The sequence below is a fragment of the Cellulomonas timonensis genome (assembly GCF_900046455.1).
Lineage (GTDB): Bacteria > Actinomycetota > Actinomycetes > Actinomycetales > Cellulomonadaceae > Cellulomonas_A > Cellulomonas_A timonensis.
This window is the reverse complement of sequence record NZ_FCOT01000008.1, coordinates 323,700-341,052: the sequence shown is the minus strand read 5'-3', so window position 1 is coordinate 341,052 and position 17,353 is coordinate 323,700. Positions and strand designations below refer to the sequence as shown.

The window sequence follows — 17,353 nt, the reverse complement described above, 5'->3', positions numbered from 1 at the left end:
CAGAAAGAGCCACCCCATAGGGGTGGCTCTTTCTGAATGATGTTCCGGCGGCGACCTACTCTCCCACACCCTGGCGAGTGCAGTACCATCGGCGCAGAGGGGCTTAGCTTCCGGGTTCGGAATGGGACCGGGCGTTTCCCCCTCGCTATGACCGCCGTAACTCTATGGAGATATGAATCTCGGGATGATTCCCGTTCGTATCTCGGGAACCGCACAGTGGACGCGTAGCAATGTAGTGTGGTGAAGTCATCGGCTTATTAGTACCGGTCAGCTCCAGCAGTCTTTCGTCCTGCCTTCCACATCCGGCCTATCTACCCAGTGGTCTAGCTGGGAGCCTCTCGGGGCACTAGTCCCCATGGAAACCTCATCTTGAAGCAGGCTTCCCGCTTAGATGCTTTCAGCGGTTATCCCTTCCGAACGTAGCCAACCAGCCGTGCTCCTGGCGGAACAACTGGCACACCAGAGGTTCGTCCGTCCCGGTCCTCTCGTACTAGGGACAGCCCTTCTCAAGTTTCCTGCGCGCGCAGCGGATAGGGACCGAACTGTCTCACGACGTTCTAAACCCAGCTCGCGTACCGCTTTAATGGGCGAACAGCCCAACCCTTGGGACCTACTCCAGCCCCAGGATGCGACGAGCCGACATCGAGGTGCCAAACCATGCCGTCGATATGGACTCTTGGGCAAGATCAGCCTGTTATCCCCGGGGTACCTTTTATCCGTTGAGCGACGGCGCTTCCACAAGCCACCGCCGGATCACTAGTTCCGACTTTCGTCCCTGCTCGACCTGTCAGTCTCACAGTCAAGCTCCCTTGTGCACTTGCACTCGACACCTGATTGCCAACCAGGCTGAGGGAACCTTTGAGCGCCTCCGTTACATTTTAGGAGGCAACCGCCCCAGTTAAACTACCCACCAGGCACTGTCCCTGGTCCGGATGACGGACCGAGGTTAGATATCCAGAGCGACCAGAGTGGTATTTCAACGTTGACTCCACCGACACTGGCGTGCCGGCTTCACAGTCTCCCACCTATCCTACACAAGCCGCACCGAACACCAATACCAAGCTATAGTAAAGGTCCCGGGGTCTTTCCGTCCTGCTGCGCGTAACGAGCATCTTTACTCGTAGTGCAATTTCGCCGAGTTCGCGGTTGAGACAGCGGGAAAGTCGTTACGCCATTCGTGCAGGTCGGAACTTACCCGACAAGGAATTTCGCTACCTTAGGATGGTTATAGTTACCACCGCCGTTTACTGGGGCTTAAATTCTGAGCTTCGCCTTGCGGCTGACCCGTCCTCTTAACCTTCCAGCACCGGGCAGGCGTCAGTCCGTATACATCGTCTTGCGACTTCGCACGGACCTGTGTTTTTAGTAAACAGTCGCTTTCCCCTGGTCTCTGCGGCCGTCCACGCTCCCCCAGCAAGTGGGATCACGCTTCGGGCCCCCCTTCTCCCGAAGTTACGGGGGCATTTTGCCGAGTTCCTTAACCACGATTCTCTCGATCGCCTTAGTATTCTCTACCTGACCACCTGAGTCGGTTTAGGGTACGGGCGGCTAGAACCTCGCGCCGAGGCTTTTCTTGGCAGCATAGGATCACCCAATCATCCCGCATTCGCGGTCACCATCAGTTCTCAGGCTATGTGAGAGGCGGATTTGCCTACCTCTCGCCCTACAACCTTGGACGTGGACTACCATCGCCACGCTGGGCTACCTTCCTGCGTCACCCCTGTTAATGCGCTTACCTACTGCCGGCTCGGGTCGCGCGCTCCCCCGCCCGGTGTCCCCGAAGGGACGATGGACGGCTTCGGGCGCTTAGCATCACCGGGGTCGGTATGGGCGGTTCTTCGCCGGTACGGGAATATCAACCCGTTGTCCATCGACTACGCCTGTCGGCCTCGCCTTAGGTCCCGACTTACCCAGGGCGGATTAGCCTGGCCCTGGAACCCTTGGTCATTCGGCGGACGGGTTTCTCACCCGTCTTTCGCTACTCATGCCTGCATTCTCACTCGTGTGGCGTCCACCGCTGGGTCACCCCGCGACTTCACTCGCCACACGACGCTCCCCTACCCATCCACACGCCTGAACCCCACAAGGGGGCTGAGCTATTGTGTGAATGCCACAGCTTCGGCGGTATGCTTGAGCCCCGCTACATTGTCGGCGCGGAATCACTTGACCAGTGAGCTATTACGCACTCTTTCAAGGGTGGCTGCTTCTAAGCCAACCTCCTGGTTGTCTGTGCAACTCCACATCCTTTCCCACTTAGCATACGCTTAGGGGCCTTAGCTGGTGGTCTGGGCTGTTTCCCTCTCGACTACGGAGCTTATCCCCCGCAGTCTCACTGCCACGCTCTCACTTACCGGCATTCGGAGTTTGGCTAACGTCAGTAACCTTGTGGGGCCCATCGGCTATCCAGTAGCTCTACCTCCGGTAAGAAACACGTGACGCTGCACCTAAATGCATTTCGGGGAGAACCAGCTATCACGAAGTTTGATTGGCCTTTCACCCCTAACCACAGGTCATCCCCTCGGTTTTCAACCCAAGTGGGTTCGGTCCTCCACGCGGTCTTACCCGCGCTTCAACCTGCCCATGGCTAGATCACTTCGCTTCGGGTCTAGAGCACGCGACTGAATCGCCCTATTCGGACTCGCTTTCGCTACGGCTTCCCCACACGGGTTAACCTCGCCACGTACCACTAACTCGCAGGCTCATTCTTCAAAAGGCACGCTGTCACCCCTGCTAGGGAGGCTCCAACGGATTGTAGGCACACGGTTTCAGGTACTATTTCACTCCCCTCCCGGGGTACTTTTCACCTTTCCCTCACGGTACTTGTCCGCTATCGGTCACTAGGTAGTATTTAGGCTTAGCAAGTGGTCTTGCCGGATTCACACGGGATTTCTCGGGCCCCGTGCTACTTGGGATCCCCTTCGGGAGGCCGCGTCATTTCGTCTACGGGGGTCACACCCTCTGTGCCGGGCCTTTCAATGCCCTTCGACTATAACGCGGCTTTCTGACTCCCTGCTGATTCGGCAGAACCAGCTGAAAGGTCCCACAACCCCGCACACGCAACGCCTGCCGGCTATCACACGCATACGGTTTGGCCTGATCCGCTTTCGCTCGCCACTACTCACGGAATATCTCTTCCTGTCGGTACTGAGATGTTTCACTTCCCGACGTTCCCTCCACACACCCTATATATTCAGGTGCGGGTCACTGGACATGACTCCAGCGGGGTTTCCCCATTCGGAGATCCTCGGATCACGGTTCGTTTGCCAACTCCCCGAGGCTTATCGCAGGCTACTACGTCCTTCATCGGCTCCTAGTGCCAAGGCATCCACCCTGTGCCCTTAAAAACTTGACCACAATAATTTCTACAAAGATGCTCGCGTCCACTGTGCAGTTCTCAAGCTACGAACGATCCCCGTGCTGACACCGGCGCCTGCCCAAGAACACCTGGGCGGTTCGACCGATCACACGGACCCGTATCCAGCCACCCCACCGCAACCCATCCGAAGACGAGCCAGCGGGGCAACCCGAGACAACAACCTTCCGGCTGTTCCCTCAGGACCCAACAGTGCGCCAAGCCCACCCCTCACACGACCCCCCGCGTTCCAGAACCGGGCAAGCCCGGGACGTACTAGAAGGAGGCCGCATCGCGGCCGGCCATAGTCGATGTTCCACCCTTGAGCTCCACCCCCGGCTCGTTCGGCCAGGGACATGGGCCTGGACCCGGCCCCCGAAGAGACCTGGCCAGATGCTCCTTAGAAAGGAGGTGATCCAGCCGCACCTTCCGGTACGGCTACCTTGTTACGACTTAGTCCCAATCGCCAGTCCCACCTTCGACGGCTCCCCCTCTTGCGAGTTGGGCCACCGGCTTCGGGTGTTACCGACTTTCGTGACTTGACGGGCGGTGTGTACAAGGCCCGGGAACGTATTCACCGCAGCGTTGCTGATCTGCGATTACTAGCGACTCCGACTTCATGGGGTCGAGTTGCAGACCCCAATCCGAACTGAGACCGGCTTTTTGGGATTCGCTCCACCTCGCGGTATCGCAGCCCTTTGTACCGGCCATTGTAGCATGCGTGAAGCCCAAGACATAAGGGGCATGATGATTTGACGTCATCCCCACCTTCCTCCGAGTTGACCCCGGCAGTCTCCTATGAGTCCCCGGCATGACCCGCTGGCAACATAGGACGAGGGTTGCGCTCGTTGCGGGACTTAACCCAACATCTCACGACACGAGCTGACGACAACCATGCACCACCTGTACACCGACCTTGCGGGGAGCACATCTCTGCACTTTTCCGGTGTATGTCAAGCCTTGGTAAGGTTCTTCGCGTTGCATCGAATTAATCCGCATGCTCCGCCGCTTGTGCGGGCCCCCGTCAATTTCTTTGAGTTTTAGCCTTGCGGCCGTACTCCCCAGGCGGGGCACTTAATGCGTTTGCTGCGGCACGGAACTCGTGGAATGAGCCCCACACCTAGTGCCCAACGTTTACGGCATGGACTACCAGGGTATCTAATCCTGTTCGCTCCCCATGCTTTCGCTCCTCAGCGTCAGTTGCGGCCCAGTGACCTGCCTTCGCCATCGGTGTTCCTCCTGATATCTGCGCATTCCACCGCTACACCAGGAATTCCAGTCACCCCTACCGCACTCTAGTCTGCCCGTACCCACTGCAAGCCCGAGGGTGCGCCTCAGGTTTTCACAGCAGACGCGACAACCCCCCTACGAGCTCTTTACGTCCAATAATTCCGGACAACGCTTGCGCCCTACGTACTACCGCGGCTGCTGGCACGTAGTTAGCCGGCGCTTCTTCCGCAGGTACCGCCCCTTTCGCCTCTTCCCTGCTGAAAGAGGTTTACAACCCGAAGGCCGTCATCCCTCACGCGGCGTCGCTGCATCAGGCTTGCGCCCATTGCGCAATATTCCCCACTGCTGCCTCCCGTAGGAGTCTGGGCCGTATCTCAGTCCCAGTGTGGCCGGTCGCCCTCTCAGGCCGGCTACCCGTCGTCGCCTTGGTAGGCCTTCACCCCACCAACAAGCTGATAGGCCGCGAGCCCATCCTTGACCGATAAATCTTTCCAGACGCTACAGATGCCTGTGCGTCTCGTATCCGGTATTAGCCGCCGTTTCCCGCGGTTATTCCAGAGTCAAGGGCAGGTTACTCACGTGTTACTCACCCGTTCGCCACTGATCAGACAAGGCAAGCCCTGTCATCACCGTTCGACTTGCATGTGTTAAGCACGCCGCCAGCGTTCGTCCTGAGCCAGAATCAAACTCTCCGTAGATGTCTCATGGCACCCTGCCACCGAAGCGGCAAGGAAACCGACACACGAAACAGCCCCACTCGAAAGCAGGACCAGTTAATTCGGCTGATTCGAGCATGCCACCCACGGGGTGGACGACACACTCAGTCAACCAAGACTCACCAACCAGCAACCCCCCACCGAAAAGCGGGGAACCACCAGACGATGAACCATCTTGGCATCGACTACTTGGCACACTGTTGAGTTCTCAAGGAACAGACGCTCATCCCGTCAGGCCCTTTCAGGCCCTCGTGAGGCAGCTATTCAATGCTACCCGAGTTCTTCCCGCTCCCTGACCACCTCTCGGCGGCCGTGGGGGCGTCTTCCCTCAGGCGATGTCTTCACTCTACCGGAGATTCTCACCGGCTCCGACCGCTCGAAGCGGCTGGCCGATGCTCTCCGTCCCCGCATGCTGACCCAGCGCCCGAAGACGCTGTCTGTCTGCTGCTGGGGGTGGCCGCTCCCCCGGGGACCGGCCTCCGAGGTTCAATCCTCGGTGTCCGTTCCTCCCTGGCAGGGCGACGTCCAGAACATTACGCGCGGCCCTCGGAGGCGTCAACTTGGCTGGCACGTGATGCCGACCACAGCGCCGTGCACCGCACTGACCAGGTGCGATGCGGTGCACGGCGACTGTCAGGCCTGGACGTCGACGACCGCGAGCGTGCGCTTGCCCCGACGCAGCAGCGCCCAGCGGCCGTGCAGGAGCTGGTCGGCCGCCAGGACTGCGGACTCGTCGGTCACCTTCACGTTGTTCACCGACGCGCCGCCCTCGGCGAAGGCCCGGCGCGCAGCGCCCTTGCTGGCAGCGATGCCCGTCGCGGCGAACAAGTCCACCAACGGCTGACCCACCTTGCCCTGGGCCGTCGGGAGCTCGGCCACCGCGGCGCCGAGCACGGCGACGTCGAGCGCCTCGAGGTCGCCACGGCCGAACAGCGCCTGGCTGGCGGCCACCACCTGGTCGGTCGCCGCGGCGCCGTGCACCAACGACGTCACGTGGTGGGCCAGTGCGCGCTGCGCCTCACGGGCCGCGGGTCGTTCGTCGACCGCCCGCTCGAGCTCCTCGATCTCCTCGCGGCTGAGGAACGTGAAGACCTTGAGGTAGCCCGCCACGTCGGCGTCGTCAGTGTTGAGCCAGAACTGGTAGAAGGCGTACGGCGAGGTGAGCTCGGGGTCGAGCCAGACGGTCCCGCTCTCCGTCTTGCCGAATTTGGTCCCGTCGGCCTTGGTGATCAGCGGGGTGGTGAGGGCGTGCACCGCGACGCCCTCGGCCTTGCGGATGAGCTCCACACCTGAGAGCAGGTTGCCCCACTGGTCGCTGCCGCCCGTCTCGAGGCTCACCCCGTGGCGGCGGTACAGCTCGAGGTAGTCCATCCCCTGCAGCACCTGGTAGCTGAACTCGGTGAAGCTGATGCCCTGGTCGCTGTTGAGGCGGCGGGCCACGGTGTCCTTGGCCAGCATCGTGCCCAGGCGGTAGTGCTTGCCGACATCCCGCAGGAAGTCGATGGCCGACATCGGCGCGGTCCAGTCGAGGTTGTTGACCATCGTCGCCGCAGCCGGGCCCTCGAAGTCGAGCAGCGGCTCGATCTGGCGGCGGATCCGGTCGACCCAGCCGGCGACGACCTCGGGCGCGTTGAGGGTGCGCTCCCCCGTCATCTTGGGGTCGCCGATGAGGCCGGTGGCGCCGCCCACGAGGGCGAAGGGGATGTGGCCGGCCATCTGCAGCCGGCGGACGGTGAGGATCTGCACGAGGTTGCCGATGTGCAGGCTCGGCGCGGTGGGGTCGAACCCGCAGTAGAGACGGACCGGCTGCTCGTCGAGCGCCGCGCGGAGCGCGTCGAGGTCGGTGCTCTGGGCGACGAGCCCGCGCCAGGCGAGCTCGTCAAGGATGTGCGTCACAGCTGTTCTCCTCTGTCGGGGGCAGGTCCCCCGAGGTTCATGTTCCTACTGGTGGCTGTCTCAGGCCGACGTCGTCCCGCGGTGCGGGCTGCTCCCCGACGCCGGCGGGCGATAGCCGGGGCGGTAGGCGGAGACGGTGCGCTCGTCGGCCAGCCACAGGCGCCAGGGGAACCGGCTCACGTCCGCGCCGGGGCCTCCGACGCCGACCCGTGCGCCGGTGGCGATGTGCGGCGCGGCGACGGCGGCCTCGTGCCGGTGCAGCACGATGGCGCCCTCGGGCTCGGTGATGTCGGCGCCGTTGGCCGCGAGGTCCAGCCCGAGGGCGACGGCGAGGCGCGCAGGCCCCCGGGCGAGCTGCCGGTCGGAGTCGACGACTCCGGCGCGCAGGCGGCGCTCACGGGCGAGCTCGGCGCCCGCGACGACCTCGCCAGCGCGCAGCAGCACGGCCGCGGGCTCCCCGCTCGGCCGGGTCACCACGTTCACGCAGTGATGCAGGCCCAGGTGGCGGTACACGTACAGCCGTCCGGGCTCGGCGAACATCGTGGCGTTCCGCGCCGTCCGGCCTCGGAACGCGTGCGAGGCCGGGTCCTCGGCTCCCTCGTAGGCCTCCACCTCGGTGATGCGGAGCGTGACATCGCCCTCGGCGGACCGGGTCGTGAGGTAGGCGCCGAGCAGGTCGCGCGCGACGGCGAGGGCCTCCCGGGCGTACCAGACGCGTGCGGGAGCGGGGCCTCGGGGGCCGCCGACGGAGGGGCCGAGCGGCAGGCGGGACGGGCTGACGGGCGCCGCTGCGCCGTCCGCGTCCCCGACCGTCGGGCCACTGCTCATGTCGACATCTTGCCGTACGCGTCGAGGCGGACGTCAGCCCGCTCGCGGGTCCGCTCCTGCGCGAAGTGCTCGGCCTCCTCGGCCATCCACTCCACCCAGTGCTCACGCATCCCCACCCCGTCGCGCTCCAGGCCGCGGGACAGGCGTAGGCCCGCCGGCGCCTCGACCCATACCCGCAGCACCGCGTCGGGGTCCGCCGCGCGCCGCGCCGACCCGCATCCCTCTAGCACCAGCACGGCCGGGACGGGGACGTCGACCCACTCCGCGAAGCCCTCGGCCGCCCAGTCGTAGCGCTGGAAGCGCCCCGGGCGCCCGCGCCGCAACGGCTCGAGGACCTGCGCGCCGAGACGGGGCCACAGGCTCCCCGACAGCCCCGACCACCCCTCATAGAGGTCGTCCAGGCCGATCACCGCCGCCGGGGTTCCCTGGGATCGCAGCGCCTCCGCGAGCGCCCGGGCGAACGTCGACTTGCCCGAGCCCGCCGGGCCGTCGACGCACACCAGGCGCACGGGCCCCAGCCGGGGACGCGCGGAGAGGACGCGGGCGGCCACCAGTGCCGCCGCGTCCCCTCCTCCAGCGCCCCCCGCGGGCTGGGCGTCGACCATGCCTACGACGTCCAGGCGCGCAGTTCCGTGGCGCGCGCGCGGGCGCGCTCGAGCTGCTCGGCCACCCGGACGGGCGCCGTGCCACCGTGAGCCGACCGGGACGCGAGCGAGCCCTCGACTGTCAGCACCGAGCGGACCGCGGGGGTCAGATGCGGCGAGATGGCGGCCAGGTCGTCATCGGACAGGTCCCACAGCTCGATGCCGCGCTCCTCGCACACCCGCACGCAGGCCCCCGCGACCTCATGGGCCACCCGGAACGGCACGCCCTCGCGCACGAGCCACTCGGCGATGTCCGTGGCCAGCGAGAAGCCCTGCGGCGCGAGCGCCGCCATCCGCTCGGTGTCGAACGTGAGCGTCGCCGTCATGCCCGCGAACGCCGGCAGCAGGACGGCGAGGGTGTCGACCTGGTCGAACACAGGCTCCTTGTCCTCCTGCAGGTCGCGGTTGTACGCGAGCGGAAGCCCCTTGAGCGTGGTGAGCAGCCCCGTGAGGTCCCCCACCAGGCGTCCGGCCTTGCCGCGCGCCAGCTCGGCCACGTCGGGGTTCTTCTTCTGGGGCATGATGCTCGACCCGGTGGAGTAGGCGTCGTCCAAGCGGATGAAGCCGAACTCCTTGGTCGCCCAGATCACGACCTCCTCGGCGAACCGGGACAGGTCGATGCCCGTCATGGCCGCCACGAAGGCGAACTCGGCGACCACGTCGCGCGCGGCGGTGCCGTCGATCGAGTTCTCCACCGGCGCGCCGAAGCCCAGGTCGGCTGCCACCGCCGCCGGGTCCAGGCCCAGCGACGAGCCCGCCAGGGCGCCCGAGCCGTAGGGCGAGACCGCGGCGCGCGCGTCCCAGTCCGTCCAGCGCTCGACGTCGCGCAACAGCGGCCACGCATGCGCCAGCAGGTGGTGGGCCAGCAGCACCGGCTGGGCGTGCTGCGGGTGCGTGCGACCGGGCATGGCCGCGTCCCCCGCCGCGTCGGCCTGCGCGATGAGCGCGTCGACGACGTCGAGCACCAGGCCGCCCAGCGCGCGGGCCTGCTCGCGCAGGTACATCCGCACGAGCGTGGCGATCTGGTCGTTGCGCGAGCGCCCGGCGCGCAGCTTGCCGCCGAGCTCCGCCCCCGCGCGCTCGATCAGGCCGCGCTCGAGGGCAGTGTGCACGTCCTCGTCGTCCTCGGCCGGCCCGAAGGCCCCCGAGGCGACGTCCGCGCGCAGCCGGCCCAGGGCGTCGACCATGCCCGCGAGCTCGGCGTCGTCGAGCAGGCCCGCGGCGTGCAGCACCCGGGCATGGGCGACCGACCCGGCGATGTCATGGCCGGCAAGGCGCCAGTCGAAGTGCGTCGACTTCGACAGCGCCGCGAGCGCGTCCGCGGGGCCGCCGGCGAACCGGCCGCCCCACAGGCTCACCCGCGTGCCGTCGGCCGGGCTCTCAGGCACCGGTGATCCCGCCCGCGGCGCCCAGGTCCTCGGCGTTGCCGAACCGCACGTCGCGCGCGGCCGACAGCTTGGACGTCAGGCCGTAGATCTCGATGAAGCCCTTCGCCGCCGACTGGTCGAACGTGTCGCCCGTGTCGTAGGTCGCCAGGTTGAAGTCGTACAGGCTCGCGTCGCTGCGCCGGCCCGTGACCGTCGCGCGGCCGCCGTGCAGCACCATGCGGATGTCGCCCGAGACGTACCGCTGGGTGTCCTCGACGAACACGTCAAGGGAGCGCTTGAGCGGCGAGAACCACTGGCCGTCGTAGACCAGCTCGGACCAGCGCTGCTCGACGCCCTTCTTGAACCGGGCCTGCTCGCGCTCGACGGTGACGTTCTCGAGCTCCTGGTGCGCGGCGATCAGCGCGATGGCGCCCGGCGCCTCGTAGACCTCGCGGGACTTGATGCCCACCAGGCGGTCCTCGACGATGTCGATGCGGCCCACGCCCTGCGCGCCGGCCCGGCGGTTCATCTCCTGGATGGCCTGCAGCGGGGTGACCGGCACGCCGTCGAGCGCGACGGGCACGCCCTGCTCGAACGTGATGACGACCTCGTCGGCGACCGGCGGGAACGTCGGGTCGTCGGTGTAGGTGTAGACGTCCTTGGTCGGCGCGTTCCAGATGTCCTCGAGGAACCCGGTCTCCACCGCGCGGCCCCACACGTTCTGGTCGATCGAGAAGGGGTTGTGCTTGGTGGTCTCGATCGGCAGCGAGTGCTTCGTCGCGAAGTCGATGGCCTTGTCGCGGGTCAGCGCGAGGTCCCGCACCGGCGCGAGGCATGTCAGGTCGGGCGCCAGCGAGGTGATGCCCACCTCGAAGCGGACCTGGTCGTTGCCCTTGCCGGTGCAGCCGTGCGCGACGGTCGTCGCGCCGAACTGGCGGGCGGCGCGCACCAGGTGCTTGACGATCACCGGGCGGGAGATCGCGGACACCAGGGGGTAGCGGTCGAGGTACATGCCGTTGGCCTTGAGGGCCGGCATGCAGTACTCGGTGGCGAACTCGTCGCGGGCGTCGGCCACGTAGGCCTCGACGGCGCCGCAGTCCAGCGCACGCTGACGGATGACCTCGAGGTCCTCACCGCCCTGGCCGACGTCGACCGCCACGGCGATCACCTCGGCGCCGGTGGCCTCGGCGATCCAACCGATGCCCACGGAGGTGTCCAGGCCGCCGGAGTAGGCGAGGACGACGCGCTCAGTCATGGAATGTCTCTTCTCATCGCAGGGAACTGTTCAGGTGTGCAGCCGGCGCGGGGCGCCGGGAAGTCGAGGCGACGGGGTCAGCCGTCCGAGGCCAGGCTCAGGAAGCGCGCGGCGAGGGCGGCCCCGTCGGCGCCGTTCTCGGTCTCGCGGGCGATCACGAGCACCGTGTCGTCGCCCGCGATCGTGCCCAGGATGGCGGGCAGGATCGAGTGGTCGATCGCCGAGGCGAGGAACTGCGCCGCGCCGGGCGGTGTGCGCAGCACCACGACGTTCCCGGACGCCTCCGCGGTGACGAGCAGCTCGGCGCACAGCCGTGCCAGCCGCGCCGCGAGGGCCTCGGAGTCGGCGAGCAAGGGCGTGCGGTCCCCGCCCTCGGCCGGCACCGCGTACGCCAGGGCCCCCGTGGCCGTGCGGATCTTCACCGCGCGCAGCTCGACGAGGTCGCGCGAGAGGGTCGCCTGGGTGACCGAGACGCCCTCTTCCGCCAACGCGTCGGCGAGCTCGGCCTGCGAGTGCACCGAACGGCGGGCCAGCAGCGCCGTGATGAGCGCATGCCTGGCCGCCTTCGTCTGGGGCACCGTCGAGCGAGTCTCGGCCGCGGGTCCGGTGGTGTCCGTGCTCATGATCGCTCCAACAGCCAGGTCAGCAGCGCCTTCTGCGCGTGCAACCGATTCTCGGCCTCGTCCCAGACGGCCGACTGCGGGCCGTCGATGACCTCGACGGTGATCTCCTTGCCGCGGTACGCCGGCAGGCAGTGCAGCACCAGGGCGTCGGGGGCTGCCAGCGCGAGCGCGTCGGCGTTCACCTGGAAGGGCGCGAACGGCTCCGAGCGGGCCTCCGCCGACGCCTCGTGTCCCATCGACACCCAGGTGTCGGTGGCCAGCACGTCCGCCTGGGCCACTGCCTCGTCCCGGTCGGCGGTGACGAGCGCCGATCCGCCCGTCGTCTCCCCGATCTCCCGGGCCTTGGCGAGCACGGCAGGGTCCGGCTGGTAGCCGGCGGGCGTGCCGATGCGCACGTGCAGCCCCGCCGTGACACCGCCCAGCAGGTACGAGTTGGCCATGTTGTTGGCGCCGTCGCCCAGGTAGGCCAGCGTCATGCCGGGCAGCGCGTCCCCGCCGCCGCGGAGCTGCGCGACAGTGGTGAGGTCGGCGAGCACCTGGCACGGGTGGAACTCGTCCGTCAGCGCGTTGACGACCGGGACCGCCGACGCCGACGCCATCTGCTCGAGCCGCTCCTGGGCGAACGTGCGCCACACGATTGCGGCGCACTGGCGGTCCAGCACGCGGGCGGTGTCCTCCACGCGCTCACCGCGGCCGAGCTGGGAGCTGGCGCCGTCGATGAGCATCGGGTAGCCACCGAGCTCGGCGACGCCCACGGCGAACGACACCCGGGTGCGGGTGGACGGCTTGTCGAAGAGAAGGGCGACGGCGCGCGGCCCCGTCAGCGGGGTGCGGAAGAACCGGTCGTCGCGGAACGCGAGCCCGAGCTCGAGCACCTCATGCTGCTCGCGCGGGTCGAGGTCGTCGTCGCGCAGGAAGTGGCGCGCCATGTCAGGCCTCCGGGGCGAGGTCGTGGGGCAGCCCGGCGAGGAAGGCCGTGAACTGGCCCGCCTGCTCGGCTGTGAGGATCAACGGCGGCGCGAGGCGCAGCGTCGTGGGGGTGCACGGGTTGACGATGAGGCCGGCCTCGAGCGCCCGGGCGGCGACCTGCGCGGCCACGGGGGCGGTCAGCTCGACGGCGATCAGCAGGCCCTCGCCGCGCACCCCGGCCACCAGCGGGTGGCCGAGCGCGGAGATGTCCGCGCGCCACGTCTCGCCCAGCTCGCGGGTGTGCGCGAGCAGCCCGTCACGCTCGATCACTCCGATCGTGGTGAGCCCGGCCGCGGCGGCGACGGGGTTGCCGCCGAACGTGGTGCCGTGCTGGCCCCGCCCGAGCAGCGTCGCGGCGTGCTCGCCGTAGGCGATGATCGCGCCCATCGGGAACCCGCCGCCGAGCCCTTTCGCGAGGGTCACGACGTCCGGCCGGATCCCTCCGCCCAGGTGCGGGTGCTGGTGTGCGAGCCACGCGCCAGTGCGGCCCATGCCGGTCTGCACCTCGTCGAGGGCCAGCAGCGCGCCGGCCTCGGCGGTGAGCTTGCGGGCCAACGCCAGGTAGCCGGGCGGCAGCGGGCGCACGCCCGCCTCCCCCTGGATCGGCTCGAGCACCAGCGCCGCGATGTCCGCGCCGCCGTCGTCGAACGCCGCCTCCAACGCGTCGGTGTCGCCGAACGGGAGGAACTCGACCCCGGACGGCAGCGGCTCGAAGGGCTCGCGGTAGGCGGCCTTGTGGGTCAGCGCGAGGGCGCCCATGGTCCGGCCGTGGAACGACCCCTCGAGGGCGAGCACGCGCGGGCGGCCGGTGCGGCGCGCCATCTTCATCAGCGCCTCGTTCGCCTCCGTGCCGGAGTTCGCGAAGAACACCCGCGACCCCTCGGGCGCGTCGGCGAGGGCGAGCAGCCGCTCGGCGAGCGCCACCTGCGTGGGCGTCGCGAAGAAGTTCGACACGTGGCCGAGCGTCCCGAGCTGCGCGGAGATCGCCGCGGTGAGCGTGGGATGCGCGTGGCCGAGGGCGTTGACCGCGATGCCCGCGAGCAGGTCGAGGTACCGGTTGCCGTCGGCGTCCCAGACGTACACGCCCTCGCCGCGCACGAGCACCCGCTGCGGGGCGCCGAACGTGTCCATCAGCGCGGCTGAGTAGCGCTGCGCCCAGTGGGCGCCCGAGTCGGGCGTCACCAGCGCCGCGGCGCCGGCGTCCTGCGGGTGGAGCTCGGCGCTCATGGCGTTCCTCCGATGTGTGACACGTCGACGCCGACCACAGGCAGTTGACCGGTGAACGGGGACGGGACGGGCTCGTCGTCGGGCAGCACCATCGTGCCGATGCCCTCGGTGGTGAAGACCTCGACCAGGATCGAGTGCGGCTCACGGCCGTCGATCACGTGCGCCCGGCCGACCCCGCCCTCGACGGCGCGCCAGCAGGCCTCCATCTTGGGACGCATCCCGGCGTCGAGGCTGGGCAGCAGGTCCGCGAGCTCGCTGGCCCGGATTCGGCGCACCAGCGACGTGCGGTCCGGCCAGCTCGTGTACAGGCCCTCCACGTCCGTCAGCACGATCAGCTTGCGCGCGCCGAGGGCGACCGCGAGCGCCGCGGCAGCCGTGTCGGCGTTGACGTTGAGCACATGCGTGGGGTCGTCGATGTCGGGCGCGACGGTGGAGACGACGGGGATCCGCCCGGCGTCCAGCAGGTCCAGCACGGCCGACGGGTTGACCTGGACGACATCGCCGACCAGGCCCACATCGACGAGCTGGCCGTCCACCACGGCGTGCCGGCGGCGGGCCTGGAGCAGGCCGCCATCCTCCCCGGAGAGGCCGACGGCGTGCGGGCCGTGCGCGTTGAGCAGGCCCACGAGCTCACGCGACACCTGGCCCGTGAGCACCATGCGCACGACGTCCATCGCCTCGGGCGTCGTGACGCGCAAGCCGCCGCGGAACTCGCTCTCGATGCCGAGGCGGTCGAGCATCGTGTTGATCTGCGGGCCGCCGCCGTGCACCACCACCGGGCGCAGGCCCACCTGGTGCAGGAAGACCATGTCCTCGGCGAAGGCCCGCTTGAGCTTCTCGTCGATCATGGCGTTGCCGCCGTACTTGACGACGACGAGCGCGCCGTTGAAGCGCTGCAGCCAGGGCAGCGCCTCGATCAGGACCTCCGCCTTCTGGTCGGCGCGCAGGTCGGTGCGGGTGTTGAACACGAAATCCTCGTCACTCTGGTCGCTCATGTGGAGTACGCGCTGTTCTCGTGCACGTAGTCGTGGGTCAGGTCGTTGGTCCACACCGTGGCGCTGGCGTCGCCGGCGTGCAGGTCGACCAGCACCTGCACCTCACGGGCCGACGCCAGGTCGACGAGGCTTCGATCCTCCCCCACGCCGCCGGCGCGGCAGACCTGGACGCCGTTGATGCTGACGTCCAGCAGGTCCGCGTCGAAGGGCGCGACGGCGGCGGGCACGGTGCCGGCGGCGGCGAGCACCCGCCCCCAGTTGGGGTCGTTGCCGAAGACGGCCGCCTTGAACAGGTTGGACCGGGTGACCGCGCGGGCCACCGCGACGGCGGCGTCCTCGGTGGTCGCGTTGACGACTGACACGGCGATGTCGTGGCTAGCGCCCTCGGCGTCGGCGACCAGCGCGCGGGCCAGCTCGGCGCAGGCCTGGGCGAGCGCGTCGAGGAACGCGGCGGGCTCAGGCGCCACGCCCGAGGCGCCCGAGGCGAGCAGCAACACCGTGTCGTTCGTGGACATGCAGCCGTCGGAGTCGACGCGGTCGAACGTGGTCCGGGTGGCCGCGCGCAGGGCAGCGTCCGACTCCGCGGCCGTGAGCACGGCGTCCGTGGTGAGGACGACGAGCATCGTCGCCAGCCCGGGCGCCAGCATGCCCGCGCCCTTGGCGATGCCGCCCACGGACCAGCCGTCCCCCGCGACGTGCACGGTCTTGGCGACCGTGTCCGTGGTCATGATGGCGGTGGCCGCGGCGTCGCCGCCGTCCGGGCTGAGCGCCTCGACGGCCGCGTCGACCCCGGGCAGCAGCAGGCCCATCGGCAGCCGCTCGCCGATCAGGCCGGTGGAGCACACCAGGACGTCGCCGGGCGACGTGTCCAGCGCCTGCGCGACGTGCTCGGCGGTGCGGTGCGTGTCGGCGAAGCCCTCGGGGCCGGTGCAGGCGTTGGCGCCGCCGGAGTTGAGCACGACGGCGTGCGCGACGCCGTCGGCCACCGCCTGCCGCGACCACACCACCGGCGCGGCCACCACGCGGTTCGTGGTGAAGACGCCTGCGGCGACGTGCAGCGGGCCGTCGTTGACGACGAGCGCGAGATCGGGCCGCCCGGAGGCCTTCAGCCCCGCGGTGACGCCCGCGGCCCGGAAGCCCTGGGGGGAGGTGACGGTCACGGCGCGACTCCGTTCAGCGCGAGGCCTGTGGTCTCGGGCAGCCCGAGCGCGATGTTGAGGGACTGCACGGCGCCGCCGGCGGTCCCCTTGACCAGGTTGTCGATGGCCGTGACGGTCACGACGCGGCCAGCCCGCTCGTCGACAGCGACCTGGACCAGCGCCGTGTTGGCGCCCAGGGTGGCTGCCGTGCTGGGCCACTCGCCCTCGGGCAGCAGGTGCACGAAGGGCTCGTCGGCGTAGGCGGCCTCCCATGCCTGGCGCACGGCGGCCGGGTCGGTCCCCGGCACGAGGCGCGCTGTGGCGGTGGCGAGGATGCCCCGCGACATCGGGACGAGGGTCGGGGTGAAGGAGATCGTCACGTCAGGGGCGCCCGCGACGGTGAGGTTCTGCCGGATCTCGGGGATGTGCCGGTGGCTGCCGCCCACGGCGTACGGCTGCGCGCTGCCGAGGGCCTCGCTGGCGAGCAGGTGCGCCTTGAGGCTCTTGCCGGCGCCGGAGTACCCGTTGGCGAGCACGGCCACCACGTCGGTGGGCTCGATCAGCCCCGCGGCGACACCGGGCTGCAGGCCCAGGGTCACGGCCGTGACGTTGCAGCCGGGCACGGCGATGCGCCGTGCGGAGGCCAGCTCGGCGCGCTGCTGGGCGGCGGTCTGCTCGCCCGCGTGCAGCAGCTCGGGCAGGCCGTAGGGCCAGGTGCCGGCGTGCGCGCTGCCGTAGTAGTCCTGCCACGCCACCGCGTCCGTCAGCCGGTGGTCGGCGCCGAGGTCGAGCACGATCGCCTGGTCGCCGCGCTCCGCGAGCGCGGCCGCGACCTCGCCGCTGGCGCCGTGCGGCAGCGCGAGGACGACGACGTCGTGACCCGTGAGCTCGTCCACGGAGGTGGGCGCGAGCACGCGGTCGGCCAGGCTGCGCAGGTGCGGCTGGTGCGCGCCCAGCAGCGTGCCCGCGTTGCTGTGGGCGGTCAGCGCGCCGATCTTCGCCTCGGGGTGGCCGAGCAGCACGCGCAGGATCTCGCCACCGGCATAGCCGCTGGCACCGGCGACGGCAACGGTGAAAGTCATGTGCATGAACATACACCCGAGTGCAGTTTG

The 17,353-nt window shown here is 68.6% G+C and carries 11 protein-coding genes and 3 rRNA genes; all 14 read right to left on the bottom strand.

The genetic code is table 11. From position 1 onward, the window contains the following. Window positions 1-42: 42 nt before the first annotated feature. A 5S ribosomal RNA gene (rrf, locus tag BN3788_RS02090) occupies window positions 43-159 on the bottom strand. 78 nt (window positions 160-237) lie between these two features. Then, window positions 238-3,352: ribosomal RNA gene (locus BN3788_RS02085) — 23S ribosomal RNA — on the bottom strand. A gap of 404 nt (window positions 3,353-3,756) precedes the next feature. Next, a 16S ribosomal RNA gene (locus tag BN3788_RS02080) occupies window positions 3,757-5,280 on the bottom strand. The 16S, 23S and 5S rRNA genes sit together here, the layout of an rRNA operon. Window positions 5,281-5,931: 651 nt before the next feature. Next, a complete protein-coding gene (gene tyrS / locus BN3788_RS02075) occupies window positions 5,932-7,194 on the bottom strand; it encodes a tyrosine--tRNA ligase (RefSeq protein ID WP_066582183.1) in 1,263 nt (420 codons plus the stop codon). A gap of 60 nt (window positions 7,195-7,254) precedes the next feature. Next, complete coding sequence (locus tag BN3788_RS02070; protein ID WP_082812491.1) at window positions 7,255-8,022, bottom strand: DNA-3-methyladenine glycosylase; 768 nt, start codon at window positions 8,020-8,022, stop codon at window positions 7,255-7,257. Next, entirely contained in the window at window positions 8,019-8,627 is a 609-nt protein-coding gene (locus BN3788_RS02065) for a uridine kinase family protein (protein ID WP_066582182.1), read from the bottom strand. The genes BN3788_RS02070 and BN3788_RS02065 overlap by 4 nt, the downstream gene beginning before the upstream one ends. A gap of 2 nt (window positions 8,628-8,629) precedes the next feature. After that, on the bottom strand, window positions 8,630-10,054 hold the full coding sequence (gene argH, locus BN3788_RS02060) for an argininosuccinate lyase (RefSeq protein ID WP_066582181.1): 1,425 nt from the start codon (window positions 10,052-10,054) through the stop codon (window positions 8,630-8,632). Then, window positions 10,047-11,288 carry an argininosuccinate synthase gene (locus BN3788_RS02055; protein WP_066582180.1) on the bottom strand — a complete coding sequence of 414 codons (1,242 nt, stop codon included), beginning with the start codon at window positions 11,286-11,288 and terminating at the stop codon, window positions 10,047-10,049. The genes argH and BN3788_RS02055 overlap by 8 nt, the downstream gene beginning before the upstream one ends. A gap of 77 nt (window positions 11,289-11,365) precedes the next feature. Further along, window positions 11,366-11,911 (bottom strand): arginine repressor, encoded by a 546-nt coding sequence (locus BN3788_RS02050; RefSeq protein ID WP_066582179.1) that lies wholly within the window; start codon window positions 11,909-11,911, stop codon window positions 11,366-11,368. Then, window positions 11,908-12,840 carry an ornithine carbamoyltransferase gene (argF, locus tag BN3788_RS02045; protein ID WP_066582178.1) on the bottom strand — a complete coding sequence of 311 codons (933 nt, stop codon included), beginning with the start codon at window positions 12,838-12,840 and terminating at the stop codon, window positions 11,908-11,910. The genes BN3788_RS02050 and argF overlap by 4 nt, the downstream gene beginning before the upstream one ends. Window position 12,841: 1 nt before the next feature. Further along, a complete protein-coding gene (locus BN3788_RS02040; protein ID WP_066582177.1) occupies window positions 12,842-14,107 on the bottom strand; it encodes an acetylornithine transaminase in 1,266 nt (421 codons plus the stop codon). After that, window positions 14,104-15,102 carry an acetylglutamate kinase gene (gene argB / locus BN3788_RS02035; RefSeq protein ID WP_066582176.1) on the bottom strand — a complete coding sequence of 333 codons (999 nt, stop codon included), beginning with the start codon at window positions 15,100-15,102 and terminating at the stop codon, window positions 14,104-14,106. The genes BN3788_RS02040 and argB overlap by 4 nt, the downstream gene beginning before the upstream one ends. Then, the gene (gene argJ, locus BN3788_RS02030) at window positions 15,099-16,262 is read right to left on the bottom strand and encodes a bifunctional glutamate N-acetyltransferase/amino-acid acetyltransferase ArgJ (protein WP_066582175.1); all 1,164 of its coding nucleotides are present in this window, start codon (window positions 16,260-16,262) and stop codon (window positions 15,099-15,101) included. The genes argB and argJ overlap by 4 nt, the downstream gene beginning before the upstream one ends. Next, window positions 16,259-17,323 carry an N-acetyl-gamma-glutamyl-phosphate reductase gene (gene argC / locus BN3788_RS02025; protein ID WP_199824722.1) on the bottom strand — a complete coding sequence of 355 codons (1,065 nt, stop codon included), beginning with the start codon at window positions 17,321-17,323 and terminating at the stop codon, window positions 16,259-16,261. Before argC ends, argJ begins: the two co-directional genes overlap by 4 nt. Between the last annotated feature and the right edge of the window lie 30 nt (window positions 17,324-17,353).

Bases quoted from the DNA above. Each gene is read 5' to 3' on its own strand.
- BN3788_RS02070 (WP_082812491.1), bottom strand. From the start codon at position 8,022: ATGAGCAGTGGCCCGACGGTCGGGGACGCGGACGGCGCAGCGGCGCCC.
- BN3788_RS02065 (WP_066582182.1), bottom strand. From the start codon at position 8,627: ATGGTCGACGCCCAGCCCGCGGGGGGCGCTGGAGGAGGGGACGCGGCG.
- BN3788_RS02055 (WP_066582180.1), bottom strand. From the start codon at position 11,288: ATGACTGAGCGCGTCGTCCTCGCCTACTCCGGCGGCCTGGACACCTCC.
- BN3788_RS02050 (WP_066582179.1), bottom strand. From the start codon at position 11,911: ATGAGCACGGACACCACCGGACCCGCGGCCGAGACTCGCTCGACGGTG.
- argF (WP_066582178.1), bottom strand. From the start codon at position 12,840: ATGGCGCGCCACTTCCTGCGCGACGACGACCTCGACCCGCGCGAGCAG.
- BN3788_RS02040 (WP_066582177.1), bottom strand. From the start codon at position 14,107: ATGAGCGCCGAGCTCCACCCGCAGGACGCCGGCGCCGCGGCGCTGGTG.
- argB (WP_066582176.1), bottom strand. From the start codon at position 15,102: ATGAGCGACCAGAGTGACGAGGATTTCGTGTTCAACACCCGCACCGAC.
- argC (WP_199824722.1), bottom strand. From the start codon at position 17,323: ATGACTTTCACCGTTGCCGTCGCCGGTGCCAGCGGCTATGCCGGTGGC.